Below are 24,831 nucleotides of genomic sequence, written 5' to 3' on the forward strand. Positions count from 1 at the left end.
AGGCAGTCCTTCCGCTCCGGGGGGACTGTTTTTCGTGCTCGGGCGTGCCCCGGCCCCTTTGACCGCGCCCCCAAGCGGCGCCCTCTGCTGGGCTGCTCCCCCGCCCCCCCACTTTGACGAGGTATTTTCCATGACCCTGACCCCGCAAGACCTTCAAACCTATCTCTCGGCCCTGGTGCGCCAGAACCTTCAGATGGCCACCATGATCTGGGGGCCGCCCGGTGTGGGCAAAAGCAGCGTGGTGGCGCAGGTGGCGCGGCAGCACGACCTGGAGTTCGTGGACGTGCGGCTCTCGCAGCTCGCCCCCACCGACCTGCGCGGGCTGCCGGTGCCGGAAACCGACGGGCAGGGCAGTGGCGTGAGCCGCTGGTATCCCCCCGAGTTCCTGCCGCGCTCCGGCAAAGGCATCCTCTTTCTGGACGAGGTGAACATGGCGCCGCCCACCATGCAGGGCATGGCGCAGCAACTCATCCTGGACCGCCGGGTGGGCAGCTACGAGTTGCCAGGCGGCTGGTTTGTCTGGGCGGCAGGCAACCGCAAGGAGGACCGCGCCAGCGTGTTCGACATGCCCGCGCCGCTCGCCAACCGCTTTCTGCACCTGACCGTGCGGCCCGACTTCGACTCGTGGCGCTCGTACGCTCTGGCGCGGGGTCTGCACGAGCATGTCGTGGCTTTCCTGACCTTCCGCCCGGAACTGCTGTGGCGCCTCGACCCGCAGCAACCCGCCTGGCCCAGCCCGCGCTCGTGGGAAATGGCCGCGCACCTGCACCGTGCCGGGCTGGACGCGTCTTCGGCCATCGGGGAAGCGGCGGGCGCCGAGTTTGCCGCGTTCGTGCGGCTGTTCGAACAGTTGCCCGACCTCGGCACGGTTCTGAGCGGCAATGGCGCGGGCCTGAAACTGCCCGACGAACCCAGCGTGCGCTACGCCGCCGTGGTGGGACTGGCCGCCCGCGCCCAGGACGCCGAGGAAGCCTACCGTGCCTTCGAGTGGCTGGCCGGGACCGCCGGACCCGAGTGGCTGCAACTGTACGTCGCCACACTGGTCAGCAAGTTCCAGGCCACCGGGCAACTGGGCGAACTCGCCGGGCTGCTGGGCCGTGACCCCCGGCTGGCCGAACTGGTTCAGGGCGCCCTGAGCCTCGCGGAGGGCTGAGGATGAGGCTGGCGACCTTCCTGTCTATGTCCTTCCTGTACATGTCGTTGTTACCGTCGTCTCCGACGATGACCGACCCTCCGCCCCCCGCACCATGACCCAGCCTCTGCCCATCACCCCTGAATTTCAGCGCCTCGTGTCGGGTTCCCGGCTGCGGCTGCGCGGTAAGTCGGCGTTTTTCGCCACGCTGCTGCTCTACGCCGACATCGTGCCGTCGCGGGAAGTCCTGGCGGCGGGCACCGACGGCGAGCGCGTCTACCTCAACCCCGAGGTCGCCGCCAGCCTGCCGCCCGACGTGCTCGACGGCCTGCTGCTGCACGAGGTGCTGCACGCCGCGCTTTCGCATGTGGAGCGGCGCGGGCCGCGTGAAAAGAAGCGCTGGAACCGCGCCGCCGACCTCATCGTCAACGGCATGGTGGACGCCGCCGGGCTGCCCACCCCCCCCAACTCGCGCCGCGACGAGCATCTGGAACGGCTGAGCGTGGAGGAGGTCTACACCTCGCTGGAAGGCGAAGCGGACGGCGAGGGCGACAAGGAAGGCGACGACCTGCTCGACGCCCCGCCCAGCGACGCCCCGGCCCGTCAGGGCAAACCGGGCCGTCAGGTGGCCCGCGAGTGGCAGCAAGCGCTCGCGCAGGCCCGCAGCGTGGAAGCCATGAGCGGGGGCCAGGGCCACGACCCCCTCGGGATGCACCGCGAGTTGCAGCGCCTCGCCCCGGCGCGGCTCGACTGGCGGGCGCAACTGTGGCGCTTTCTGGCGCGGACCCCAGTGGATTTCGGCGGCTTCGACCGGCGCTTCGTGGGCCGGGGGCTGTACCTGGAGGCGCTGGACGACGAAACCCTGACCGCCCTGGTCGCGGTGGACACCTCGGGCAGCGTGGACGACGACGCGGTGCGCGCACTCGTGGGCGAAGTGCAGGGCGTCCTGGGCGCCTACCCGCACGTTCGGGCGACCCTCTACTACGCCGACACCGAAGCCTACGGCCCCTTCGAGTTGCGCCCCGGCGACGAGATTCCCCCACCCCAGGGCGGGGGCGGCACCGACTTCCGGCCCATCTTCGAGTTGCTGGAGCAGCACGAACCCGACGTGCTGATTTACCTCACCGACGGCTACGGCGACTTTCCCGACGAGGCCCCGCGCACGCCGACGCTGTGGGTGGTGCCGCCCGGCGGACTGGAAGACGAGGGCTTTCCGTTCGGGGACGTGCTGCGGCTGGGCGAGTAGGGCGGGGCGGGGACGAAGCTCACGAACAAGGTCTTCGCCCCGGGTCCTCACTCTCCAGTTCGTCTCATACGGATTCCGCTTAATTCCTGCACAGTCGGGCCTATACAGTTGGGAAGGCGCCGCCTGTGCATCCATATCGCAGAATCCGTATTTTTTCCTACTCGCATCCGCTCTGCTGCGCAGCTTTGCAAGTCGGATTGAATCTGAAACGACCAGATTCAATCGGAATCCGTATCACTGCGCCCGCTTCGTCACCTTGTTGCCTGCCACGTCGATCACGGTCAGGTCGGCATAGACGCCGGTGGTCTCGGCGTAGAACTCGACCTTCTGGCCCGGTGAGATGTTGAGGCGGTTGCCGTCGATCAGAATCTGCGAGACGCGGTTGTTGTCGCTGGCGATGCCCGACACCCGGATCAGGTTGCCCACGCGACTGTACGAGCCGATCTGAATTTGCGGGGCGGTGGCGTCCACCAGCACCGTCACCGTCTGCTTGCTGACGTGTCCGGCGGCGTCACGGGCAGCGACGGTGTACTGCGCCTTGCCACTTTTGGCGGCAGGTTGAAACTTGAAGTTGGCGATCTTGTTGCTGCCCTCGATAGGCACCGGCTTGCCGTCCACCGTGATCTGAACCACGCCCACGTCGTCGACCACGTAGCCGCGCACGGCGGCCTGGGCACTCTGGGCCACCGTGCCCCCGTCGGACCCGCTCACGACGATGCGGGGCGTGAAGTTGTCGGCGGTGCGGGCGCAGCCGCTGAGCAGGGCGGCGCCCAGCAGACCGAGCAGCGCGGCCGGGCGGGGGGAAGCGGCGGGAACCATGCCGGGCAGTATACGAGTACGCCGGTCCCCGCCCCCGAAAGCAGCGCCTTGCCCTCCCTTCCAGCCCAGGGGCAGGACGGAGAAAGGAGCGGAACACCCGCAGAACTGCCCTAGACTGTCCTCATGGGATTTTTTCTCAGGCTGCTGCTCAACGCCCTGGCCTTGTATCTGCTGAGCCGGGTCTACAACGGGGTGTCGTTCGCTCCTGGCACCGACGTGGTCAGTGTGGTGCTCGCCGCGCTGGTCATGGGCATCGTCAACGCCCTGATTCGTCCGGTGCTGCTGCTGCTGTCGCTGCCGGTCAACGTGCTGACGCTGGGCCTGTTTACGCTGGTGGTCAACGGCGCCGTGCTGTGGCTGGTCGCGCAGGTCACGGCCCTGAACGTGGCCGGGTTCGGCGCCGCCATCCTGGGCGCCCTCGTCCTGGCGCTGATTTCCTGGTTGCTCGACGCGCTGGTAACGGCGCTGGGCCTGGACGGGCGCCGTGGCTGAGGCCGGGCAGGGGACAGCTTTACCCCGACTGCTGACCACGCCCGCCGAGGTCCGCGCCGCGCTCGCGGGCCGGGGCCGGGTGGGACTGGTGCCCACGATGGGCTACCTGCACGAAGGCCACGCGACCCTGATCGCGCAGGCCCGCGCCGAGTGCGACGTGGTCGTCGTGAGCGTTTTCGTCAACCCCATGCAGTTCGGACCAACCGAGGACCTCGCCAAGTACCCGCGCGACCTCGAGCGCGACCTGGGCGTGGCGGGCGCGGCGGGCGCCGATTTCGTCTTTCATCCGGCGGCGGGCGCGATGTACCCGGCGGGCTTCAGCACCCGGGTGGAGATCAGCGGCGTCAGCGAACCGCTCGACGGCGCAGCGCGGCCCGGGCACTTTACCGGGGTGGCGACGGTGGTCCTCAAGCTGCTGAACATCGTGCAGCCCACGCGGGCCTATTTCGGGGAAAAGGACTGGCAGCAACTCGCGGTGGTGCGCCGACTGGTCAGCGACCTCGACCTGAACACCGAGATCGTGGGGGTGCCGACGGTGCGGGCAAGCGCAGACACGCCGCACGCGGGTCTGGCGCTGAGCAGCCGCAACACTTACCTCTCGCCCGAGCAGCAGCGGCGGGCCACGGTGCTTTCCCGCGCTCTGCGGGCGGTGCAGACTGCCTACGCGGGCGGCGAGCGCGACACCGGGCGGCTGCGGCAGGCCGGGCTGGACGTGCTGGGCAGCGAACCGGAACTCGCCCTCGACTACCTCGCGGTGGTGGGGCCGGACCTGCGTGACGTGCCCCGGCTGACCGACGACCCCCTGAACCGGGTGCTGGTCGCCGGACGCCTGTTCGGCGTGCGCCTGATCGACAACATGCCACTCGGCGTGGCCCCGACTGTTGCGGCTGCGTCTGCTGCGGCCCCGTCCCCGTCTGCCCCGACTCCGGCGTGACGGGCGCCGTCATGACCCTGGAACAGCTGCTGCGCGAGCTGGTGGGCCGCCGCGCTTCCGACATTCACCTGCAAGCCGGAAGCCCACCGCTGGGCCGGGTGGACGGGCGCCTGCTGCCCTTCGGCACCCACCCGCTGACCCCCGAGCACACCCGCGCCCTGGCCCAGGCGGTGCTGACCCCGGCGCAGCTCGAGGAATTCGAGTACCAGCAGGAACTCGACGTGGCGTACAGCGTGCCGGGCCTGGGCCGCTTTCGCTGCAACGTCTTTTTGCAGCGCGGCGCGGTGGGGCTGGTGCTGCGGGTGGTGGGCGACACCATTCCCAGTTTCGAGGCGCTGGGCCTGCCGCGCGAGGTCATGGAGCAGCTCGCCGGTCTGCCACGCGGCCTGGTGCTGATTACCGGGCCGACCGGCAGCGGCAAGAGCACCTCGGTCGCCAGCCTCATCGATTACCTCAACCGGCACTTCGCCTATCACATTCTGACCATCGAGGACCCCATCGAGATTTTGCACCGCAATGGCCGCAGCCTGGTGGTGCAGCGTGAGGTGGGGCAGGACACGCACAGCTTCGCCTCCGCCCTGCGGCACGCGCTGCGCCAGGACCCCGACGTGATCGTGATCGGGGAAATCCGCGACCGCGAGACGGTGGAGGCCGCGCTGCTGGCCGCGCAGACCGGGCACCTCGTCATCAGCACGCTGCACACCCAGGACGCCGTGCGGACCGTGGGCCGCATCGCCGAGTTCTTCGCGCCGCACGAACGCGATCAGGTGCGGCTGCAACTCGCCGAGTGTCTGGGCGGCATCGTGAGTCAGCGCCTGCTTCCCCGCGCCGACGGGGTGGGCCGGGTGCTCGCGACCGAGGTGCTGATCAGCACGCCGCTGGTGCAGGAGTACGTCAAGGACGAGGAGCGCACGCCGCTGCTCAAGGACGTGCTGCTCGAGGACAACATCCGGGGGATGCACACCTTCGACGAACATCTGGCGATGCTCTACCGCGCTGGGCTGATCGGCCTCGACGCCGCGCTTGCCGCCGCCACCAGCCCGCACGAGCTGCGGCTGCGGCTGACCCAGAGCGGGCGGCTGTAGGCCGGGCAGGGCGGTCACGCCGTCTGGCGGGCGCTGCCCTATACTGTTTCGGTTATGACCAGGGAACCCGTTCGCATGACCCGCCAGGGCAAGGAAAGGCTCGAAGAGCAATTGCAGTACCTCAAGACCACCCGCCGCGAGCAGATCAGCGAGTACATGGGCAAGGCCATCGAAGACGGCGACCTGCGCGAAAGTGCGGCCTACGACGAGGCCCGGATGCAGCAGAGCGAGAACGAGGCCAAAATCGCCGAAATCGAGGCGCAGCTCGAACGCGCCCAGATCATGAACGAGGACGAGATCGACACCAGCGCCGTCGGCGTGGGCGCCCGCGTGGTGGTCGAGGACGCCCAGGGCAAGCAGCGCACCCTGGAAATCGTCGGCAGCTTCGAGGTGGACGTGCTCAAGGGCAAAATCAGCGACGCCAGCCCGATGGGACAGGCCCTGCTGGGCAAGCGCAAGGGCGAAAGCGCCGTGTGGCCCGGGCCGAAGGGCGACGTGAGCCTCAAGGTCATCAGCGTCGAGTACCCCTAATATGCATTCCGATTGAATCTGGTAGTTTCAGATTCAATCCGACTTGCAAAGCTGCGCAGCAGAGCGGATGCGAGTAGGAAAAAATACGGATTCCGCGATATGGATGCACAGGCGGCGCTTTCCTGACTGTGCAGGAATTAAGCAGAATCCGTATGAGCCTTCGCCTGTCCGTCACGGCCCCCCTTCCCGCCGGGAGGGGGGGTTTTCAATCGTTTTCCGGTGGGTCCTGCGAACGGATGAGCCAGGCCCCTCCCCCACCTTCTCCCCTTTCCCCTCAACTCATGTCACCATGCGGGCATGACCCAGAATGATATGGACGACATGCGCCTCGACGAGATGGAGTTCGAGAACCTGACCATCGACCAGCACGGCCCGATTGCGGTGCTGACCGTCAACCGTCCGGGGGCGCTCAACGCCCTGAACGGCACCACCCTCAGCGAACTGGCGATGGCCGCCGAGATGATCGCCAACGACCCCGAGGTGGGCGCCCTGATTCTGACCGGCGCGGGCGACAAGGCGTTCGTGGCGGGGGCCGACATCAGCGAGCTGGCGGGGCTGGAAGGACCGTTTGCCGGGCGCGACATGTCGCTGCTGGGGCAAGACGCCATGACGCAGATCAGCAACCTGCCGATTCCGGTGATCGCGGCGATAGGCGGCTACGCGCTCGGCGGCGGGCTGGAGCTGGCGCTGTGCTGCGACATTCGCATCGCCTCGCCGCGTGCCCGGATGGGGCTGCCTGAAGTGACGCTGGGGCTGCTGCCCGGTTTTGCCGGAACCCAGCGCCTGCCGCGCCTGATCGGGGCAGGCCGCGCCCTGGACCTGATGCTCACCGCCCGGCAGATCGGCGCCGAGGAAGCCCTGAGCATGGGTCTGGTCAACTATGTCGCCGACGACCCGCTGCAAAAGGCCCGCGAAGTGGCCGAGCAGATCATCAAAAACGGCCCGCTCGCCATCTCGCTGGTCAAGGAAGCAGTAAGGCGGGGCCTCGCCACCGACCTCGAAGCGGGCATGGAAATCGAGGCCGACCTGTTCGGCATGGCCTTCGCCACCAGCGACTTCAAGGAAGGCACGCGGGCCTTTCTGGAAAAGCGCAAACCCGAGTTCAGGGGCGAGTAAGAGGGGTTCAAAGAATAGATTTCCCACAGCTCCGCTCACACCCGTAGCAGCGGATAAGAAAAGGGCGCAGAAGCTTCGGCCTCTGCGCCTTATTTCCTGCCGCCCTTATACGGTTTTAATCCGATTCCCGAACATCCGGAAAGGCGCCGGATGCCCGTCCATCTCCTTAAAATCGTATTTTTTCCATGCGCTCCGCGCAAAATTGCGCCCGGACATGTCCGGGACTCCATTTGAAACCGTATTACAGCATCGGGAGCGCCCCGCTCACCGCCGCCGCTTCGGGGTTGAAGCGCGGCTGTTCGGGCAGGGGTTGACCGTCGGGGCCGAGGATGTGCCCGTACATCATGTGCGGCGTGGCGTGGTCGATGCGGACCGAATAGATGCCCGCGCCGTCCGCGCCGATGGCTTTGGGGACGACGGTGGGGTGGTTGCCCCGGGTGTGACCCTCCAGAAACCCCGAGTCGTGGGCGTCGCCGCGCAGCAGCACCTGCTGGACGGTGCCGACCTTCTGCGCGTTCTTGCGGGCGGACCAGTCCTTTTGCCGGGCGATCAGACGCTGGAGCCGCTCGGTCTTGAGTTCGCGCGGCAGATCCTGAAAGTGCTTGTAGCTCGGCGTACCGGGACGCGGCGAGTAGATGAACATGTAGGCCGAGTCATAGCCCACCTCGTCGTAGAGCGAGAGGGTGTCCTGAAAGTCTTCCTCGGTTTCGCCGGGAAAGCCCACGATGATGTCGGTGGCGAGCACCACGTCAGGGATGTGCTTTTTGATCTGCGCGATGTGGGTGAGGTACTTCTCGCGGTTGTACTCGCGGGCCATGCGCCGCAGCACCCGGTCCGAGCCGCTCTGCACCGGCAGGTGCACGAACTCGCAGATGGCGGGCGTCTCGCCGATGGCCGCCGCCACGTCCTCGGTGAAGTTCATGGGATGGCTGGTGGTGAATTTGACGCGCTCGATGCCGCTGGCGCCCACCATGCGCAGCAGGTCGGCGAAGCTCGGGTAGCCCTTCAGCCTGGCACCCTGGTCCACCCCGTAGGCGTTGACGTTCTGACCGAGCAGGGTGACTTCGCGCACCCCCGCCGCGAGCTGCATGTCGAGTTCGCGCAGGATGTCGTCGGGGTGACGGCTGACCTGCGGCCCGCGCGTGGTCGGCACGATGCAGTAGGTGCAGTGGTGGTCGCAGCCGCGCATGATGGTGAGGTGCGCCTGCAACTTGCCGCTGGGCGGGGGCGGAATGTGGTCGTGCAGTTCGTCCTTGAATTGCAGGCCCCAGAAGCGTTCGTTGCTCTCCAGAGCTTGACCAATATCGAGCAGGCTGCCGGGGCCGAGCAGCACGTCCACCTCGAACTTGCGGGCGATCTGCTGGCCCTCTTCGAGCTGCGCGAGGCAGCCCATCATGCCCACCACGAGGGAACGCTGGGCCTTTTGCTTGCGCAGGTCGCCGAGCAGCGAGCGGACCTTGTCCACCGGCTTGCCGCGCACCGCGCAGGTGTTGACCAGAATGAAGTCGGCCTCGTCGGGCGACTCCACGATGTCGGCGCCGAGAGAAACGAGTTGGGACTGCACGAGGTGCGTGTCGTACTCGTTCATCTGACAGCCGTAGGTGATGAGGTGTGCCTTCATGACTTCTCCTCGGGCCTGACGGAGGGATTCCGGGGCCGCGTGCCTGGGCCGCCGGGAGGGGGCGGGGGCGACTTGGGAGGATAGCGTGTTTCAGCCTTCCCCCGGCGAAGCAAACGAGAAACGCCGCTCCCTGCCCTTTCCCCTCCCCCCTCGCCTCTGCCCCCTACCCCCCCAACACCCGCGCCACACGGGGGGCCAGGGCCGCGTCGAAGCGGGCCAGCACCGGGCCGATGATGGCGGTGAGCAGCACGTAGACGGCGGCGAGCGGCCCCAGCACCGGAGCGAGACCCAGGCCCAGGCCCGCAATCAGGATGCTGAATTCGCCCCGGGGGATCAGGGTGGTGCCCGCGCGAAAGCGGCCCCGGCTCTGGACCCCGGCCTGCGCGGCGCCGTGCCAGCCGACCAGAAATTTGGTCACGGCAGTCACGAGGGCCAGCAGCGCGGCAGGCAGCAGCACGTCCGGCACCGCCGCCAGGTCGAGTTGCAGGCCGAAAAAGAGGAAAAACACGGCGGCGAACAGGTCGCGCAGCGGCTCGATCTGCGCCCGCGCCCGGTGCGCGACCTCGCCCGAGAGCGCGATGCCGACGAGGAAGGCGCCGATGGCCGCGCTGACCTTGAGCAGGTCGGCGGCGCCCGCCACCACCAGCACCAGCCCCAGCACGCCGAGCAGCAGCGTTTCGTCGCTGGGCACGTTGAGCACGCGGCTCAGCACGTGGCCGTAACGCATGGCGAGAAAAAAGGTCACCCCGAACGCCGTCAGCGCCAGCGCGAGGTTGACCCCCACCGTGAGCAGGCTGCCGCCGATGAGCAGCGCCGCCACGACGGGCAGGTAAAACGCCATCACCACGTCCTCGATGACGCACACGGCGAGAATGGTCGGCGTTTCACGGTTGCCCAGGCGACCCAGGTCCGAGAGGATTTTGGAGGCGATGCCGCTGGAGGTGAGGTAGGTGATGCCCCCGAGCAGCACCCAGGCGAGCGGCGGCAGACCGAGCAGCGCCCCGGCCACCACCCCCGGCGTGAAGTTGAGCGCGAGGTCGAGCAGCCCGATGCGGCGGTTGGCCCGCAGGTTGGTGCGCAGTTCGTCGCTGGTGTATTCCAGCCCCAGGATAAACAGCAGCAGAATGGCGCCGATTTCCGCCCCGGTGTGGATGAACTTCTCGGCGGTGTCGTCGAGGTGCATGACGGTGCCCAGGCCGATGCCCGCCATCAGGTACAGCGGAATCGGGGTGATGCCCAGCCGCCCGGCGGCGCGGCCCACCAGCGCCAGCGCGAGGATGACCGTGCCGAGTTCCAGAAACAGGCGGCCTAGCATGTTCCGGACCGCCGCCTCTGCTCAGGACGGGTCAATGCTCCGCTCCGCTGCTCAGGAGCCGGGCGGCGCGGCGCACCCCGCCTGCCGTGCCGACCACCACCACCGTGTCGCCCGCTTCCAGCACGAACTCCGGCCCCGGCGCGGGCACCGCCTGCCCGGCGCGCATCACCGCGACCACGCTGGTGCCGGTGCGGGTGCGCATCTGCGAGTCGCCCAGCGCGCGCCCAGCAAAGGGGCTGCCCCGCTCCAGCGGCAGCCAGTCCATCGCCAGCCCCTCGATGTCCTGCATGGTCTGTCCCACCCGGCGCGACACGGTGCTGCCACCGAGCAGGTCGGCCACCACCTCGGCCTCGCCCTCGTCGAGCGTGATGCTCTGGGCGCAGGCGTCGGGGTCCTCACGCAGCGAGACGAACATCTCGCGCCGCCCGTCGCGGTGAACGATGACGCCCACGCGCTTGCCGAAGCGTCCGTCGAAGTCGTAGCGCATCCCCACGCCGGGCAGGGACGTTTCTTCCAGTCTGACCATGAGACCAGCATAGCCGCAAGGTCAGCGGGGGTCAGGCGGTCAGGCAGAGGGCTTTTCGCGCACCGTCAGCGGAAAGACCCCGGTAAACAGGCGCGGCCAGGCGAGGCGGGCGGGCTGCACACTGAATTCGAGCGGCAGATGGGCAAAGTGGGTGTCCCAGAGATTCTGCACGCGGGGACCCATCCTGTCCCGAAGCTCCTGCTCGGCCTGCGGGTACTGTTCGCCCAGGTCGAAGGGACTGGGACGGTCCAGCGCCGAGCGCACTTCGGCCCGGACGAACGCCTGATACAGCGCGTCGTCCACCAGCCGCGAAAAGAGCGCCCCGGCGTGTTCGGCGCGGTCCGTCACCAGCGGACTCAGGGCACCGAAGGCGACCGCGCTGCCCAGCGTGTTGCCCGCCGTGTTCCACGCGCTGTAGCCTGCCAGCCCCGCCAGCGGAAACCCGCGCAGCAGCCCCCACAGCCGCCGCTCGGCCCCGTTGGGGTAGGCGATGTCCGCCAGCGACACGGCCCGCCCCGCCGCGAGGTCCCGCCGCAGCGCGTCCACGAAGGCCGGCAGGTGGCGGTGCGGTGTGTCCACCGTCGCCAGGTCGGGCTGCACGTTCGCCTGCCGCCGCCCCGGCGTGTTGACCGCCAGGATGAAGTCGGCCTCCTGCATGCTGTCGGCGGGCACGCACCCGGCGGCCCGCAGGTGCGCGGCGACGAGTTCCCCGGCGGGACGGTCCTCGTAGATCAGCCCTGCCCCCGCGCCCAGCGTGCCGGAGTAGCGCACCCAGGCGCGGGCGGACGGCAGGCCCTCACGTAGCGCCCGCGTGAGCAGCGCACACGGCACCTCGTCGGCGCCGGGGTAGGTGTCGAAGCGGTCCCAGACACCGAGTTCGTCCGCCCGCGCTTCCAGCATCCGGCGGTCGTAGGCGGCCAGCCCGTACTCGGAGGTGTCGTCCAGCGTGACGCACAGGTGCCGCAACACCCCCTCGGCCAGCAGGTCGAGCGCCGCGAGGTGCAGGGCGCGGTTGCGTTCGCGGGTGCCCAGCCAGTCGGCCAGGATGTCTGCGGGCACGGCGGCGCGGGCGGCGTCCAGGCCAGCGCGTTCGCCCTCGCCGTGCCGGGCATGGCGGTCGAAGGCGGTGCTGTAGGCCCGCAGCTCGCGCCCCCAGTCGCCGTAGTAGGGTTTTTCCTCGTGCGGGTCGTTGTCGTGCGCCACCCGCACCACCACCCCGAAGGCGTAGATGCGCAGCTTCGGGTGCCTGCCCTTCAGCTCGCGCAGCACCTCCAGGCGGCGCAGCGCCGTGTCCAGCGGGTCGGCCACCCGCCGCGCCGGAATCATGCCGCCCAGACACAGGGTTTCCAGGCACACGACCAGGGCGTCGGCCTGTCCCCCCTCGGCCCGCAGCCAGTCGGCGAGCGCGTCCGTGTCGCCGGGGGTGAAAAAGTGCGGCAGCGCCCCGGCGGGCGGCACCCGCATGTCGGCCCCGGTCATGCGGCCCAGCGACACCGGCAGGTCGAGGGTGGGCGGGCGGGTGTCGGGCGGCACGAGCAGAAGGCGGGGCATACGCCCCAAGCTACCGGAAGCGCGTTTCCCGGCCTGCACGCTGCTAGACCTCCCCGCGCCCTTTCCCCTGGCCCCGCGCTAGCCTCCCCGGATGAGAGGCAGCGAGGCGGCGCAGGCAACGGAGCAGACAGGACCGGTGGTGGCTTTTCAGGGCAACCCCGGCAGCTACGGCGAAATTGCGGCGCTGAACGCTCTGCCGCAGGTGCGCGGAACACGGGGCTACCCCACCTTTCACGAAACCGTGCGGGCCGTCGAAACGGGAGAAGCGGATTTCGGCGTGCTGCCGGTGGAAAACAGTCTGATGGGCGCGATTCACCAGTCCATCGACCTGCTGACCGAAACCGAGCTGCACGTGACCGGCGAGGTCGTGGTGCGCGTGACCCACTGCCTGATGGCGCTGCCGGGGGTCGAACTCGGGGATATCCGCAAGGTCGGCAGTCAGCAACCGGCGCTCGACCAGTGCACCCACCTGATTCGCAAGCACGGCTGGCAGCCGCTCGCCAAACACGACACGGCGGGCAGCGCCAAGGACCTCGCCGAGCGCGGCGCCCGCGACGAAGCCGCCATCGCCAGCCGCCGCGCCGCCGAACTCTACGGCCTGAACATCCTGCAAACCGAGGTGGAGGACGAGCCGTTCAACTTCACCCGCTTCATGGTCCTTTCGCGCCGTGCCCCTGCCGAGGCCGCGCCGGACGTGCCGCACAAAACCAGCCTCGTGTTCGCGGTGCGCCACACCCCCGGTTTTCTGGTCGAGACGCTGAACGAACTGCGCGGCCTCAACCTCTCGCGCATCGAGAGCCGCCCCCGCCGTGACCGCGCCTGGAGCTACCTGATGTACGTGGACATCGAGGGCCGCGCCAGTGACCCGCAGGTCGCCCAGGCCCTCGCCGGGGTGCTGCTCAAGGCGAGCTACGCCAAGATTATCGGCAGTTACCCGGCGGCGCAGGGAACGGTGGAGTGAGGGGGGCGGAGGGCAAAGAGTAGAGAGCAGAGGGCCAAACAAAAAGAGGGAGGCAGGCACACCCAGCCCGCCCCCCGCTTTTTGCCATCTGCCATCGGCCATCAGCCCTCTACAGCTCGACGGTCTCGTTCTTGCCCAGTTCGCCCGCTTCGGCCTTCTGGCCGGGAATCAGGTTCTTGGCGAGGGCGAACAGGGTGCGGACCTTGCCGCCGCTTTCCCAGTATTCGGCGCCGCGGGCGTCAATCTTGATGAGCTGCACGTTGGGGTCTTCCTTGCCGCCCTCGAAGTACATGTCGTACATGTCGCTCCACAGTTCGTCGAGCTTGGCGCGGTCCTCGACCAGTTCGGCGGTGCCGTGAACGCTCACGTAGTTGTTGCTGCCGGTGTCGGCGTAGCTCACGTTGACCTGGGGCCGCGCCCGCATGTCGTGCACCGCCTCGCTGTCCTTGGCCCCGATGAACCACAGGTCGCCGTCGAACTCGGTCTGCTGCGTGGTCATCGGGCGGGCGTGCAGGTGGCCTTCGTCGGTGGTGGTCACCAGCATGGCGAACTTGATGTCCTTGATCAGTCCGGCGACGGTCCCAACGGCCTGCTCACGGGACGGCTGCTCACGGTTCATGGTCTGGTCACTCATGCCCCGAGCATCGGCAGAGGGTGCCGGGGGGTCTGAGGGCCTGATTACCGTTTTAAGGTTTGCGTCAGGATGGATGAGAGGCAGCGGCTCTGTGTCGCCTTTGCCGAGAGTAGGTCCGTATTGGCTGCCAAGGAGCCATATTTTCCTTGCCATGAGCTATGGGCCATAAGCTCTGAACAGCCTCTTCATGGCCCATCGCCCATGGCTCACAGCTCAGCCCCAGTCGGTACAGGAGACCTGATACCAACTTTGCACGTTCTCATACGGATTCCGCTTAATTCCTGCACAGTCGGGAAAGCGCCGCCTGTGCATCCATATCGCGGAATCCGTATTTTTTCCTACTCGCATCCGCTCGGATTGAATCTGAAACTACCAGATTCAATCGGAATCCGTATCAGTAAGGTGAGAGCATGAAACCTGCCCTCTTCCTGCTGCCCTGCCTGCTCGCGTCGTGCACCCTGACCGGGGGGCCGGTCAAATCGGTGCCGTCCTCGGGCACCCTGCCGTTTTCCGAAGCCGTTCAGGTGGGGCAAACCCTCTACCTGTCGGGCCAGCTTGGACTGGACGCACAGGGCCAGCTCGTGCCGGGCGGCGTCCGCGCCGAAACCCTCCAGGCCCTGAGCAACATCGAGGCGACGCTGACCCGGCAGGGCTACCGCCGCGAGCACCTCGTCAAATGCATGGTCATGCTCCGCGACATGAAAGATTTCGCCGCCATGAACGAGGTCTACGGGTCGTGGATGCGCCGCCCGTACCCGGTGCGCTCCACCTTCGGGGGCGCAGACCTCGCCCTGAACGCCAACGTCGAAATCGAGTGCGTGGCCGCCCGCTGACCCCTGCCTACTGAACCCAGCCCACTGAACCCTGCCCGCTCCTGCTGCGGAGGGTTGGAAGCCGGGAAGTTGCTGTGTCGGCTACACTGAAGGATGTGACCGCAGGCCCCCCCGACCCCAACCCGACCGCACGCATCCGCAACTTTTCCATCATCGCGCATGTGGACCACGGCAAGTCCACGCTGGCCGACCGCATTCTCGAAAAACTCGGCGCGATGGGCGAGCGTGACAAGCGCGACCAGACGCTCGACACGCTGGAACTGGAGCGCGAGCGTGGCATCACCATCAAGTCCACGCCCATCCGGTTGAATTATGTTCGGGACAATGGCGAATCGTACGTCTTCAACCTGATCGATACTCCCGGCCACGTGGACTTCAACTACGAGGTCTCGCGTTCGCTGGCCGCCTGCGAGGGCGTGCTGCTGCTCGTGGACGCCTCGCAGGGGGTGGAAGCGCAGACCATCGTCAACGCCTACCTCGCCATCGACAACAACCTCGAAATCATCCCGGTCATCAACAAAATCGACCTGCCCGCCGCCGACCCCGAGAGCGCTGCCCGAGAGCTGGAGGAAGTCATCGGCATTCCCGCCGAGGGCGCGGTGCGGGCGTCCGGCAAATCGGGCATCGGTATTCCCGAGATTCTGGAAGCGGTGGTCGAGCGCATTCCCCCGCCCCCCGGCGACCCCGCTGCACCTCTCAAGGCGCTGATTTTCGACTCGTTTTTCGACGCTTACCAGGGCGTGATTCTGTTCGTGCGGGTGCTCGAGGGCACCATGAAGGCCAAAGACGGCGTGCGGCTGATGAACGCGGGCAAGAACTTCGAGGTGGACAAGGTCGGCACCTTCAGCCCCGGCTTGGTCGTGGGGGAGGAACTCTCGGCGGGCATGGTGGGCTGGGTGGCCGCCGGCATCAAGGACATTCAAGACGCGCAGGTGGGCGACACCCTCACCGGACGCGACCGGCAGACCGACGAAGCCTTTCCCGGCTTCAAGCCCGCGCAGCCGGTGGTGTTTTCGGGCCTGTACCCCACCGACACCGAGGACTACCGCAAGCTGCGCGACGCGCTGGAAAAGCTCAAGCTCAACGACGCCGCCTTTTCCTTCGAGCCGGAAACCTCCGAGGCGCTGGGCTTCGGCTTCCGCTGCGGCTTTCTGGGGCTGCTGCACGCCGAAATCATTCAGGAGCGTTTGGAGCGCGAGTACGACCTCGACCTGATCGCCACTGCGCCCGCCGTCGTCTACCGCGTCACGCTCACCAACGGCGAGATTTTTGAGACGCAAAACCCCGCCGAGTTTCCCACCCGTGACCGCATCGAAATGGTCGAGGAACCGTACATCAAGCTCTCGGTGATGCTGCCCGAGGACTACGTGGGGCCGGTGATGCAGCTCCTGCAGGAGCGCCGGGGCGCCATGCAGACGATGAACTATGTCGGCAAGCGCGTGGAACTGGTCTACGAGGTGCCGTTCGCCGAGATTCTCTACGATTTCCACGACCGCCTCAAATCCATCTCGCGCGGGTACGCCAGCATGGACTACGAGCAGCTCGGCTACCGCGAAGGCGACCTGCGCAAGGTGGACATCATGGTGAACAACGAGGTCATCGACGCCCTCGCCGTCATCGTCCACGAAACCAAGACCTACTCGCTGGGGCGCAAAATCGTGGACAAGATGGCCGAAGTCATTCCCCGGCAGATGTTCCCGGTGCCGGTACAGGCCGTCATCGGCGCCAAAATCATCGCCCGCGCCACCGTCAAGGCGTACCGCAAGGACGTGCTGGCAAAGTGCTACGGCGGCGACATCTCGCGCAAAAAGAAACTGCTGGAAAAGCAGAAGAAGGGCCGCGCCCGCATGAAGCAGTTCGGCACGGTGGAGGTGCCGCAGGAAGCCTTCCTGGCAGTGCTGAGTACGGAGGAGTAAGCAGGTTGTGGAAACGGAAACCCGCATTCCGCCGGAAGTCGCCGAGCATCTGGGCCACTACGTCTATCTGTACGTAGACCCCAGGACGGAGCAAATCTTCTATGTGGGCAAAGGCCAGGGCCAGCGCGTTCTTTCGCATCTGTCGGCGGTAGGCGAGTCACGCAAGGCGCAAATCCTGTCCGAACTCCGTCAAGCGCACCTGTCGCCGAGAATCGACATTCTGGCCCACGGCCTCCCAGACGAAGCCACCGCCTACCGAATCGAGGCGGCGGCCATCGATCTCCTGCGCATGGATTCCCTGTCCAATCTGGTGAGGGGCTGGCAAAGTGTGCGCTCTGGACGCCGCTCGCTTGGAGAACTGGTGAGTTATTACGCCGCGCCGCCAGCCGTGATTACCGACCCGGTGATGCTGATCCGGATCAACAAGCTCTACTGGCACGGGATGCCCGCGCAGGAGTTATACGAGGCCACACGGGGCATCTGGAAAGTGGCGAAATGGCGTCAGCAGGAAGTGAAATACGCGCTGGCGGTCTTTGAAGGTGTCGTGCGTGAGGTGTATACCACCGAGTCATGGCACCCGGCAGGCCAAACTCCCTACCAGACCCGCCCTGCCGAAGAGGTCAGTGACCCGCAGCGGTGGGAATTTGTCGGACACGTTGCCCCGGAAGAGGTCAGGCGCCGTTATCTCTATCACTCCGTGGCAGCTTATTTCTCCAAGCACTCGCAAAATCCGATTGCTTATCCGGATTCACCTCGGGTGCGGCGAGGTTCGCGGTAGTGGGAAGGAAAAAATGCCGTGCAGAGCGCGGGAGCGGTCTCCGCCTTCCAGTCCCGCCCTCTTCATCGCGTGAATGTCCCCCCTCGCCGGATAGATTTCACTTCCGACCGCTTTCCACAGCGCCGAGCAAAAGGTCCCCCACAACATGGTTTGGGCCTCGGTTGAACACTCATTTGCCGCCGCACCCGAGGTGATTCCGCTTCATTCCTGCACAGTCGGGAAAGCCCTGCCTGTGCATCCATATCGCGTAACCCGTATTTTTTCCTACTCGCATCCGCTCTGCTGCGCAGCTTTGCAAGTCGGATTGAATCTGAAACTACCAGATTCAATCGGAATCCGTATAAGCAATGGTGCGGACAGTTTTAGGCGGCTTTGACGCCAAGGTCGAGCGGCCTGGACGGATGTTTCTCTAACTCGTGGAATCGTGCCTCAAGACCGAGATTGCGAAGAATTCGGCGGGCAAAGAGCCGGTTGTAGGCCCGTCGTTTGATGTCTTCGTAGGAGAACATCATCTGGGAGACAGGACGCTGGAGGCGTCCTGCCTCTTCGAGCAAGACCTCTGCCCGTCCCAGACTCAGCGCAAAGAAGGCGGCATTCCAGTGGTTTTCCAACGCGATGGTGCGGCGAAGCTGACACGTGTTCAACCCCGCGAACTGCTTGGCGTCCCGGAACACAAATTCCAGCCTGAACCGGGCACTGTACAGTGCCCGAATCTGCTCCGCTGGCAGCGTCGGATCGGTGCTGCACAGCACCACGTGCCCCTTTACCTTGCCGCGTCGGTCTACGTTCTGGATGACCACGACCCGGAGAAGCCGCGCGTAACGGGGTGCCCACACGACGCGCGTCCACACCCGTTCCCGGTCCTCACCCGGCACACGGGCCCACCCATCAAAGTTGATGAAATCGACTTTCCCGGCCCACTTCTGCCGGCCTCCCCGCCGCTTGGGGTGTGCGCCAGTAAAGGGGTAAAGCAGGTTGGCGTTGCACTGCATTTTGGTCACGAAGGCGTAGCCTTCGCGACTTACAGCGTCCATAAACATCGTCTTGGCGTACTGACCATCCGCGACCACCACGCGGAGATGCCGGGCTAACCAGGTCCGGCGCTGCTCCAGGAAAGAGACCAGCTGATCCAGGTACTGTTCGAGGCGGTCGGCCTTTTGTCCACGTGGCTGAGTTTGTTGTACATGGACAGGAAACGCATGATGGCCCGACCAGCTCAGCAGCGCCAGACACGACAGCTCCAACCCAGTTTCGGAACGGTGCAATGCACCGTTCCAGAAGGCCCCCAACCCCGGAGTGTGCTTGCCCGACTTGGGAACGAAGCTGGCATCCAGGGCCAGGATGAAGCGCCCCTCCAACACGCCCAGTCGGACCAAGAGTTGTAGCAGACCCCAGTGCAACTCCGCCCACGGCAAGGTCTTCTGAAACCAGCGACGGAGCGTTCGTTCGTTCCAGCCGCTGTAGCGGCTGAAATTCCTGGCGTTGATCCGACCGGGAATGGCTTGCCAAAGCGGAATGAGTGCAGCAAAAAAACGATGTTGATGGGCGGGCAGGGCCAAAAGGGTCAGCAGAATCAGTAACATCGAAGCAGGTCTCCTGTGCGTGAAGTCATTTCAACCTCACCGTACCGGAGATCTCTCCTTTACCCCCTCGAAACTGTCCGCACCATTGATAAGACACTCTGGAGAAGAAACCGACGGGCTGCGGCTGGTCGGTTTTTTCAGTGGTGGTACGTGAGCTGCCGGGTCGTGTAGGACAGCACGCCCCGGCCACTGGACGCGGGGCGCTCAAGGCTTTAGAGCAGTTCTCCGAATTACGTGATGCGCGGAACGGCACCCCGCATCACTCCATTCTCTCCTGCGGAGCTGTCCCAGTCCGCTCGCCAAAAAGACGTTGCGTCTTTTTGTCAAATGCTCTAGTCCTCGCGCAGCAGCAGCGCCCCGGTGCGGGCGGGCAGCGTCAGCACCGAGCCTTCGTGCAGGTCATGCACCGCACCCGTCAGCACGTCGCGGTACCGGCCCGGCTGGGCAGGCACGGGAACCGGGGCCGCGTCCAGGGCGCAGTTGAACGCTGCGTAGGCGGCCTCTCCCTCGTGGCGGCGGGCGAACGACACCTGTTCCCCGTGTGCGTGCAACACCTCGAAGGTGCCGCGTTGCAGCGCCCGTGAACTGTGCCGCGCCGCCGTCAGCCTGCGCACGAGTTCGAGGGTGGTGCGGTCCCACTGCCCCGGCTCGTCCCAGGGAAAGGCGCGGCGGCAGTCGGGGTCCACGCCGCCGGGCAACCCGATTTCGTCGCCGTAGTACAGGCAGGGGGCGCCGACGTAGCTGAACTGGAAAGCCAGCGCCAGCCGGTGCGCCGACGTGTCACCGCCCACGGCGGTCAGGAAGCGGGCGGTGTCGTGCGAGTCGAGCAGGTTGAGCTGCACGCGCACGACTTCGGGGTGGTACATCCGGGTGACCTCGTCCATGCGGGCGGCGAACGCGGCGGCGTCGATGGGGTCCACCCGTCCGGTGCCGCTGCGCTCGTTCATGGGATGGTCGAGGGTCCGCGCCCCGAAAAAGCCCAGGCAGGGGCGGGTGAAGTGGTAGTTCATCACGGCGTCGAACTGGTCGCCCGCCAGCCAGCGCCCGGCGTCGCCCCAGAGTTCGCCCACGATGTAGGCCTCGGGGTTGATGGCCTTGACCCGGCGGCGAAACTCCTGCCAGAAGGCGTCGTCGTCGATTTCGTTCGGCACGTCGAGCCGCCAGCCGTCGATGCCGAATTTCATCCAGTGTTCGGCCACGCTCAGCAGAAACTCGCGCACGGCGGGGTGCTCCGTATTGAACTTGGGCAGCGCCCGCATTCCCCACCACGCGGCGTAGTTGGCGGGCCGGTCCTCGTCGTAGGCGCTCAGCGGCCAGCCGGTCACGTGGAACCAGTCGCGGTAGGCACTCGCCTCGCCGTGTTCGAGCAGGTCGTTGAACTGAAAAAAGCCCCGGCTGGCGTGGTTGAACACGCCGTCGAGCACCACCTTGATGCCGCGTGCGTGCGCCTCGTCGAGCAGGTGCCGCAGCGCCTCGTTGCCGCCGAGCATGGGGTCCACCTGAAAATAGTCGTGGGTGTGGTAGCGGTGATTTGAAGCCGACTGGAACACCGGGCAGAAATAGAGGGCATTGACGCCCAGACTGACGAGGTAATCGAGCTTTTCCGCTACGCCCCACAGGTCGCCGCCCATGTAGCCGTGAAGGGTGGGGGGGCTGCCCCAGGCTTGCAGGTTCAGGCCGGTCACGCGGCCCGAGCGGGCGAACCGGTCAGGAAAAATCTGGTAGAAGACGGCGCCCGTGACCCATTCGGGGGTGACAGGCGCGGAAGAAGAACCGAACTCGGACATGGCGGGGCGCAGCATAGCGGCCAGCGCGTCACGCAGGTCTGACGGCAGTCGGACGCGGGGCTTTCTCAGCCGGGGGGCCGCCATACTGGGGCGACATGAAGCGCCCCGTTCTGCTGGCCCTCGCGCTCGCCTCTCCCCTGCTCGGCGGCTGCCGCTTCAACTTCGTGCCGCTGATTCCGCCGCCCGTGCAGGTGTCGCTGCCCACCCGCATCACCCAGGCCGAGCTGAAACGCGAGGGCGACGCGCTGGTGCTGGCGGTCACGCTGGACGGACGATTGGAACCCGGCTACCTGACCGCCCACTGGTTCGACGGCGCACGCGAACTCGGCACCGACAGCGTGTATCTGGACGCCGACACCCGCAGCGCCGCCCTGCGTCTGCCCGCGACAGGCAAGGGGGCCTACCGCGCCGTGCTGAGTTTCGGCGGCACGGTGCTGCGGCAGGTCGAACTGTACGAGGTCCAGCCGTGAGTTCTCCGGCCCCCACGACCCCCGAATGGCTGGGCGTGGTGGAGTGGACGCTGGGCGAGCGCGAACGCTTCGTGTGGCGGGATGGGGAGGTCGTGCCCTACCGCACCGAGCCGCTGCCCGCCCCAGTCAATTACGGCTGTCTGCCCGGCACCCTGAACCCCGCCGACGCCGCCGAGGTGGACGCGGTGTGGCTGGGCGAGGCGCTGCCCGTCGGCACTGAAACCCGTCTGACCCCCAGTGGCCTGCTGCATCTGGCCGACGGCGACCACAAAGTGATTTTCGGCGAGGCGCAGGAAGCCCACCTCGCCGCGCTGCTCGCGTGGTTTCCTCCGGAGCGCGGGGCCAAATTGCTGGACGCCGCCGCCGCGCAGACATGGCTGGCTGAACTGGGGCTGACTGAACTGGGCGCGGCAGACGGCATCGCTTAATGCCCTGCCCCTTCCCCCTCACCTCCCGTCAGGCTGAAGCGGGCAAGGTAACTCCATGAAGAACCTGCTGCTGACCCTGGCCCTGCTCGCAGGTGGCGCGTCTGCCCAGACCGCTGCCCAGAGCGTGACCACCACCACCTCCACGCCCCAGACCTCGACGGCCCCGTCTTCCGAGGTCTACCCTTCGGGCTACACCTTCCGGCAAATGCTCGACGCCCTCGGCGCGCTCAAAGGCGTGAACCTGCGCGGCGTGGGCTTCGACGACCGGGGCTACCTCAACCTGACAGTGGCCGACGACGCGGCGCGTGAACAGGCCATTGCCCAGGTCGCGGCGGCGGGCCTGCCGACCGGTGTGCTGGCTTTCGGTGGCGTTCCGGTCAGCGGCGGCACCCAGCCCGGAACCGTGACCGAGGCGCCCGCTTCCGGCAACCAGACCCCAGCCGCGCAGAACCCAGCAGCGCCGCAGAACAGCTCCCTCCCGACCAACGGTGCTCCCCTGGCGCAGGCCCACCGCGCCGAACTCAGCGGGCCGCAGGTCGTGCGGGCAGGCGAGGCGAACACCTGGAGCTTCGACCTCGTCAACACGGGCAGCAGCGCCATCCACCTCGAACACGGGGCCTGTGACGTGCGTTTCGAAGTCGTCAATGCGGCGGGTGAAGTCGTGCGCACCGACCCCACCAACACCATCTGCACCCTGCAACTCGTCGTGACCGACGTGGCCCCCGGTCAGACCCAGGGAGTGCAAAAAATCCGCTGGGAAGGCAAAGACGCCGCCGGACAGCCGGTGCCCGCCGGGGAATACACCATTCGGGCCGTGTTCCGGGGCGCGGGCATCCTGATTCGCGCCGCCGACTTCCGGGTGACCGTGGAGTAAAGCTCCGCGACAACGGGGCGAAAGGAAAAGCCAGGGCCGACGCTCTGGCTTTACGTTTGTCCTGCCTCACTTCACCGTGAACCGCTTCACCGCGCTCTCGCCCGCCTGCCACATCAGCGCCGTGTAATCTCCAGCGGGCAGCGCGGGCAATTGGCCCCGCCACGGCTCCAGATGAACGCCGCCCGACGGGACGAGCGTAGGCTGCAAATCCGTCGTACAGGCGGTGCCTTCCGGCTTGCTGTCGTAGACGACCCTGCCGTTGCCATTGCGAATGAGTAGGCCCGCGCCGCACAGCCGCATATCCCGCTCTACCGCACTGCGCCAGATGTTGCGCGAGGCGACTTGTATGTCCAGCGGTTGCCCCGCCTTGGCCTTGGAAAACACCAGTTCGGTCACGAACGGCCCCGGCCCGACGTTGACATTCGCCTTGGCATACAGCGGCGGCTGGGTTCGCAGGGTCAGGATGGCGGTGTACTGGCCGGGATTCAGTTTCATGGGCAAGGTGACGCTGAACACGCGGGCTTTGCCTGCTTGAAAGGTGGTTTTCTCGCCCGTGTCGCAGTCGGCGGTCAGGTAACGCTCTATCAGTGGTGGCCCGCCTGCCTTATCAAAAACCTTGAACAGCGGGCAGGGCACGCTGTCGCCGCGAAAGCCGTCCAAGGTGACGGTTTTGGGGCTGTAGACGATGAGGCGCAGTTTGGCCTGCTGGGTCGCCAGCACGGGCTGAAGCTGCTGCAATTCGAGGCTGACCTGCGCAGCGGCGGGCGAGGCGAAGAGGAGCGGGAGGAGCCAGAAGAAGCGCATAGGCTCATGCTGCCGCTGCCAAGCTGACGGAGTGTGAGTAGCTGAGGGGTCGTCTTTCTGAGCCCCTCAGACCCTTAGACGCCCCCAGCCTTTCCGACCGTTCAGTACGGGACTTTCCACGCCCCAGCGCCGCGTAAGCTGGGAAGGATGACTCGTCCTCAATCCGAACAAGCCCCCGAAAATCAGCCGACTGGGGCCAGGCCCGACGCGGCGCACCCTGCCGCCCAATACCCCTCTGTGGGCCGCGTCCCAGGCCGCCCACAGGTGCAAAAGCCAGAACTCGACCCCAAGGTGCGCAACTCGGCCTTCCTGAAAGCGGCGCGCGGCGAGAAGGCCGATTACACGCCTGTGTGGTTCATGCGGCAGGCCGGGCGCTACATGCCCGAATACCGCGCATTGCGGGCCGGAAAGTCCATGCTCGACTGCATCCGCACGCCCGACCTGGCCGCCGAAATCACGCTGCAACCCGTGGGGGCGTTTCCGCTGGACGCCGCGATTCTGTTCAACGACATCCTGACCCCACTGCCCACCATGGGCCTGAGCCTGGACTTCGTGGGCGGCGTCGGCCCCGTCATTCACAACCCCATTACGACCACCAAAGACGTGGACATGCTCGGCGTGCCCGCCACCGCCGAGACGATGCCCTACACCGCCGAAAGCATCCGCCTGCTCGTCCCCGAACTGAACTCGCGGGGCATTCCGCTCATCGGCTTTGTCGGTGCGCCGTTTACCCTCGCCAGCTACGCGATTGAGGGCAAAGGCTCGCGCAACTACGAAAAGACCAAGCGCTTCATGTACGCCGAACCCGCCGCCTGGGAACGCCTGATGGGCAAATTCGAGGCGCTGCTCGCCGACTACCTCACCGAACAGGTCAAGGCGGGCGCAAGTGCGGTGCAGATTTTCGACTCCTGGGTCGGGGCGCTGAGCATCTACGACTACCAGACCTTCGTCAAACCCGCCACAGGTCGCCTGATCGAGCGCGTCAAGGCGCTGGGCGTCCCCGTCATCTACTTCGGCACCGGAGCCACCCACCTGATGCCCGACATGGCTTCGCTGGGGTCGGATGTGATGGGCGCCGACTGGCGCACCCCGCTCGACAAGGCGTGGGGACTGGTGCAAAGGGGCCAGAGCATTCAGGGCAACCTCGACCCCCTGCTGCTGCAAGCGCCCTGGCGCGAACTGAAGCACCAGACCGACCGCATTCTGGCGGAAGCGAACGGACGCCCCGGCCACATCTTCAACGTGGGTCACGGCCTGCTGCCCGAAACGCCGATGGACGCGGTGATGCGGGTGACGGAGTACGTGCACGAAAGGACGCAGAAGGCTTAAGGCAGATGGCAGAAGGCGGGCCAAAGCGGACGCCTAAGCTCCTTTAGCCATCTGCCATCTGCCTTT

General features: G+C 66.6%; 24 protein-coding genes. 15 read left to right on the plus strand and 9 right to left on the minus strand.

Features of this window, described 5'->3' with window-relative positions; all coding sequences use genetic code 11:
* Positions 1–130: 130 nt before the first annotated feature.
* Together G6R31_RS06240 and G6R31_RS06245 are read left to right on the plus strand one after the other, a co-directional pair.
* Entirely contained in the window at positions 131–1,153 is a 1,023-nt protein-coding gene (locus G6R31_RS06240) for an ATP-binding protein (protein ID WP_017869945.1), read from the plus strand.
* Positions 1,154–1,247: 94 nt separating this feature from the next.
* Complete coding sequence (locus G6R31_RS06245; RefSeq protein ID WP_017869946.1) at positions 1,248–2,378, plus strand: vWA domain-containing protein; 1,131 nt, start codon at positions 1,248–1,250, stop codon at positions 2,376–2,378.
* Positions 2,379–2,612: 234 nt separating this feature from the next.
* Here the strand turns inward: G6R31_RS06245 and G6R31_RS06250 are convergent, their stop codons facing one another.
* Positions 2,613–3,197, minus strand: coding sequence for a hypothetical protein (locus tag G6R31_RS06250; RefSeq protein WP_017869947.1), 585 nt, complete (start codon positions 3,195–3,197; stop codon positions 2,613–2,615).
* Between the two features lie 123 nt (positions 3,198–3,320).
* On the opposite strand from G6R31_RS06250, the gene G6R31_RS06255 reads away from it, so the two are divergent.
* From G6R31_RS06255 to G6R31_RS06275, 5 genes are all read left to right on the plus strand, one after another.
* Positions 3,321–3,689: a phage holin family protein gene (locus tag G6R31_RS06255; protein WP_017869948.1), complete on the plus strand. Its 369-nt coding sequence runs from the start codon at positions 3,321–3,323 to the stop codon at positions 3,687–3,689.
* Complete coding sequence (gene panC / locus G6R31_RS06260; RefSeq protein WP_017869949.1) at positions 3,682–4,623, plus strand: pantoate--beta-alanine ligase; 942 nt, start codon at positions 3,682–3,684, stop codon at positions 4,621–4,623. The genes G6R31_RS06255 and panC overlap by 8 nt, the downstream gene beginning before the upstream one ends.
* A gap of 11 nt (positions 4,624–4,634) precedes the next feature.
* Positions 4,635–5,708 (plus strand): type IV pilus twitching motility protein PilT, encoded by a 1,074-nt coding sequence (locus G6R31_RS06265; RefSeq protein WP_025568144.1) that lies wholly within the window; start codon positions 4,635–4,637, stop codon positions 5,706–5,708.
* Between the two features lie 54 nt (positions 5,709–5,762).
* On the plus strand, positions 5,763–6,239 hold the full coding sequence (locus tag G6R31_RS06270) for a transcription elongation factor GreA (protein WP_025568143.1): 477 nt from the start codon (positions 5,763–5,765) through the stop codon (positions 6,237–6,239).
* Positions 6,240–6,536: 297 nt separating this feature from the next.
* On the plus strand, positions 6,537–7,355 hold the full coding sequence (locus G6R31_RS06275) for an enoyl-CoA hydratase/isomerase family protein (RefSeq protein WP_225983231.1): 819 nt from the start codon (positions 6,537–6,539) through the stop codon (positions 7,353–7,355).
* A 241-nt stretch (positions 7,356–7,596) separates the two neighbouring features.
* Here G6R31_RS06275 and miaB read toward each other — a convergent pair whose 3' ends face one another.
* The 4 genes from miaB to G6R31_RS06295 form a co-directional block, all read right to left on the minus strand.
* On the minus strand, positions 7,597–8,976 hold the full coding sequence (gene miaB, locus G6R31_RS06280; RefSeq protein ID WP_025568067.1) for a tRNA (N6-isopentenyl adenosine(37)-C2)-methylthiotransferase MiaB: 1,380 nt from the start codon (positions 8,974–8,976) through the stop codon (positions 7,597–7,599).
* A 163-nt stretch (positions 8,977–9,139) separates the two neighbouring features.
* Positions 9,140–10,291: a cation:proton antiporter gene (locus tag G6R31_RS06285; RefSeq protein WP_017869954.1), complete on the minus strand. Its 1,152-nt coding sequence runs from the start codon at positions 10,289–10,291 to the stop codon at positions 9,140–9,142.
* Positions 10,292–10,322: 31 nt separating this feature from the next.
* Positions 10,323–10,817, minus strand: a complete 495-nt coding sequence (locus G6R31_RS06290) for a cation:proton antiporter regulatory subunit (protein WP_017869955.1) — start codon at positions 10,815–10,817, stop codon at positions 10,323–10,325.
* Between the two features lie 39 nt (positions 10,818–10,856).
* Complete coding sequence (locus G6R31_RS06295) at positions 10,857–12,368, minus strand: DUF4127 family protein (protein WP_164993969.1); 1,512 nt, start codon at positions 12,366–12,368, stop codon at positions 10,857–10,859.
* A 91-nt stretch (positions 12,369–12,459) separates the two neighbouring features.
* Between G6R31_RS06295 and G6R31_RS06300 the strand changes: the two genes are divergently transcribed.
* Positions 12,460–13,329 (plus strand): prephenate dehydratase, encoded by an 870-nt coding sequence (locus G6R31_RS06300; protein ID WP_026138707.1) that lies wholly within the window; start codon positions 12,460–12,462, stop codon positions 13,327–13,329.
* A gap of 109 nt (positions 13,330–13,438) precedes the next feature.
* Here the strand turns inward: G6R31_RS06300 and G6R31_RS06305 are convergent, their stop codons facing one another.
* Positions 13,439–13,963, minus strand: coding sequence for a pyridoxamine 5'-phosphate oxidase family protein (locus G6R31_RS06305; RefSeq protein ID WP_017869958.1), 525 nt, complete (start codon positions 13,961–13,963; stop codon positions 13,439–13,441).
* 410 nt (positions 13,964–14,373) lie between these two features.
* Here G6R31_RS06305 and G6R31_RS06310 point away from each other — a divergent pair, with 410 nt between their 5' ends.
* The 3 genes from G6R31_RS06310 to G6R31_RS06320 all read left to right on the plus strand — a co-directional run bounded on the left by G6R31_RS06310 (position 14,374) and on the right by G6R31_RS06320 (position 17,490).
* A complete protein-coding gene (locus G6R31_RS06310; RefSeq protein WP_017869959.1) occupies positions 14,374–14,796 on the plus strand; it encodes a RidA family protein in 423 nt (140 codons plus the stop codon).
* A 95-nt stretch (positions 14,797–14,891) separates the two neighbouring features.
* Complete coding sequence (gene lepA, locus G6R31_RS06315; protein ID WP_017869960.1) at positions 14,892–16,712, plus strand: translation elongation factor 4; 1,821 nt, start codon at positions 14,892–14,894, stop codon at positions 16,710–16,712.
* Positions 16,713–16,719: 7 nt separating this feature from the next.
* The gene (locus tag G6R31_RS06320) at positions 16,720–17,490 is read left to right on the plus strand and encodes an LEM-3-like GIY-YIG domain-containing protein (RefSeq protein ID WP_017869961.1); all 771 of its coding nucleotides are present in this window, start codon (positions 16,720–16,722) and stop codon (positions 17,488–17,490) included.
* A 362-nt stretch (positions 17,491–17,852) separates the two neighbouring features.
* On the opposite strand, the gene G6R31_RS06325 is transcribed toward G6R31_RS06320, so the two are convergent.
* Together G6R31_RS06325 and G6R31_RS06330 are read right to left on the minus strand one after the other, a co-directional pair.
* A complete protein-coding gene (locus tag G6R31_RS06325) occupies positions 17,853–19,073 on the minus strand; it encodes a transposase (RefSeq protein WP_164993970.1) in 1,221 nt (406 codons plus the stop codon).
* Positions 19,074–19,405: 332 nt separating this feature from the next.
* Positions 19,406–20,860: a glycoside hydrolase family 13 protein gene (locus G6R31_RS06330; RefSeq protein ID WP_026138750.1), complete on the minus strand. Its 1,455-nt coding sequence runs from the start codon at positions 20,858–20,860 to the stop codon at positions 19,406–19,408.
* A 95-nt stretch (positions 20,861–20,955) separates the two neighbouring features.
* On the opposite strand from G6R31_RS06330, the gene G6R31_RS06335 reads away from it, so the two are divergent.
* The 3 genes from G6R31_RS06335 to G6R31_RS06345 are packed head-to-tail and all read left to right on the plus strand — an operon-like array spanning position 20,956 to position 22,632.
* Positions 20,956–21,330, plus strand: coding sequence for a hypothetical protein (locus G6R31_RS06335; RefSeq protein ID WP_017870784.1), 375 nt, complete (start codon positions 20,956–20,958; stop codon positions 21,328–21,330).
* Positions 21,327–21,758 carry a hypothetical protein gene (locus G6R31_RS06340; protein WP_017870785.1) on the plus strand — a complete coding sequence of 144 codons (432 nt, stop codon included), beginning with the start codon at positions 21,327–21,329 and terminating at the stop codon, positions 21,756–21,758. The genes G6R31_RS06335 and G6R31_RS06340 overlap by 4 nt, the downstream gene beginning before the upstream one ends.
* Positions 21,759–21,813: 55 nt before the next feature.
* Positions 21,814–22,632 carry a flagellar hook assembly protein FlgD gene (locus G6R31_RS06345; RefSeq protein ID WP_017870786.1) on the plus strand — a complete coding sequence of 273 codons (819 nt, stop codon included), beginning with the start codon at positions 21,814–21,816 and terminating at the stop codon, positions 22,630–22,632.
* A 66-nt stretch (positions 22,633–22,698) separates the two neighbouring features.
* Here G6R31_RS06345 and G6R31_RS06350 read toward each other — a convergent pair whose 3' ends face one another.
* Positions 22,699–23,436: a hypothetical protein gene (locus tag G6R31_RS06350; RefSeq protein WP_017870787.1), complete on the minus strand. Its 738-nt coding sequence runs from the start codon at positions 23,434–23,436 to the stop codon at positions 22,699–22,701.
* Between the two features lie 147 nt (positions 23,437–23,583).
* On the opposite strand from G6R31_RS06350, the gene hemE reads away from it, so the two are divergent.
* A complete protein-coding gene (gene hemE / locus G6R31_RS06355) occupies positions 23,584–24,765 on the plus strand; it encodes a uroporphyrinogen decarboxylase (protein ID WP_152423659.1) in 1,182 nt (393 codons plus the stop codon).
* Positions 24,766–24,831 lie beyond the last annotated feature (66 nt).

Origin of the sequence: Deinococcus wulumuqiensis R12 (assembly GCF_011067105.1) — a bacterium.
Lineage (GTDB): Bacteria > Deinococcota > Deinococci > Deinococcales > Deinococcaceae > Deinococcus > Deinococcus wulumuqiensis.

Coding starts and splice junctions, on each gene's coding strand:
- G6R31_RS06240 (WP_017869945.1), top strand. CDS start 131: ATGACCCTGACCCCGCAAGACCTTCAAACCTATCTCTCGGCCCTGGTG.
- G6R31_RS06245 (WP_017869946.1), top strand. CDS start 1,248: ATGACCCAGCCTCTGCCCATCACCCCTGAATTTCAGCGCCTCGTGTCG.
- G6R31_RS06250 (WP_017869947.1), bottom strand. CDS start 3,197: ATGGTTCCCGCCGCTTCCCCCCGCCCGGCCGCGCTGCTCGGTCTGCTG.
- G6R31_RS06255 (WP_017869948.1), top strand. CDS start 3,321: ATGGGATTTTTTCTCAGGCTGCTGCTCAACGCCCTGGCCTTGTATCTG.
- G6R31_RS06265 (WP_025568144.1), top strand. CDS start 4,635: ATGACCCTGGAACAGCTGCTGCGCGAGCTGGTGGGCCGCCGCGCTTCC.
- G6R31_RS06270 (WP_025568143.1), top strand. CDS start 5,763: ATGACCAGGGAACCCGTTCGCATGACCCGCCAGGGCAAGGAAAGGCTC.
- G6R31_RS06275 (WP_225983231.1), top strand. CDS start 6,537: ATGACCCAGAATGATATGGACGACATGCGCCTCGACGAGATGGAGTTC.
- miaB (WP_025568067.1), bottom strand. CDS start 8,976: ATGAAGGCACACCTCATCACCTACGGCTGTCAGATGAACGAGTACGAC.
- G6R31_RS06285 (WP_017869954.1), bottom strand. CDS start 10,291: ATGCTAGGCCGCCTGTTTCTGGAACTCGGCACGGTCATCCTCGCGCTG.
- G6R31_RS06290 (WP_017869955.1), bottom strand. CDS start 10,817: ATGGTCAGACTGGAAGAAACGTCCCTGCCCGGCGTGGGGATGCGCTAC.
- G6R31_RS06295 (WP_164993969.1), bottom strand. CDS start 12,368: ATGCCCCGCCTTCTGCTCGTGCCGCCCGACACCCGCCCGCCCACCCTC.
- G6R31_RS06300 (WP_026138707.1), top strand. CDS start 12,460: ATGAGAGGCAGCGAGGCGGCGCAGGCAACGGAGCAGACAGGACCGGTG.
- G6R31_RS06305 (WP_017869958.1), bottom strand. CDS start 13,963: ATGAGTGACCAGACCATGAACCGTGAGCAGCCGTCCCGTGAGCAGGCC.
- G6R31_RS06310 (WP_017869959.1), top strand. CDS start 14,374: ATGAAACCTGCCCTCTTCCTGCTGCCCTGCCTGCTCGCGTCGTGCACC.
- G6R31_RS06325 (WP_164993970.1), bottom strand. CDS start 19,073: ATGTTACTGATTCTGCTGACCCTTTTGGCCCTGCCCGCCCATCAACAT.
- G6R31_RS06330 (WP_026138750.1), bottom strand. CDS start 20,860: ATGTCCGAGTTCGGTTCTTCTTCCGCGCCTGTCACCCCCGAATGGGTC.
- G6R31_RS06335 (WP_017870784.1), top strand. CDS start 20,956: ATGAAGCGCCCCGTTCTGCTGGCCCTCGCGCTCGCCTCTCCCCTGCTC.
- G6R31_RS06345 (WP_017870786.1), top strand. CDS start 21,814: ATGAAGAACCTGCTGCTGACCCTGGCCCTGCTCGCAGGTGGCGCGTCT.
- G6R31_RS06350 (WP_017870787.1), bottom strand. CDS start 23,436: ATGCGCTTCTTCTGGCTCCTCCCGCTCCTCTTCGCCTCGCCCGCCGCT.
- hemE (WP_152423659.1), top strand. CDS start 23,584: ATGACTCGTCCTCAATCCGAACAAGCCCCCGAAAATCAGCCGACTGGG.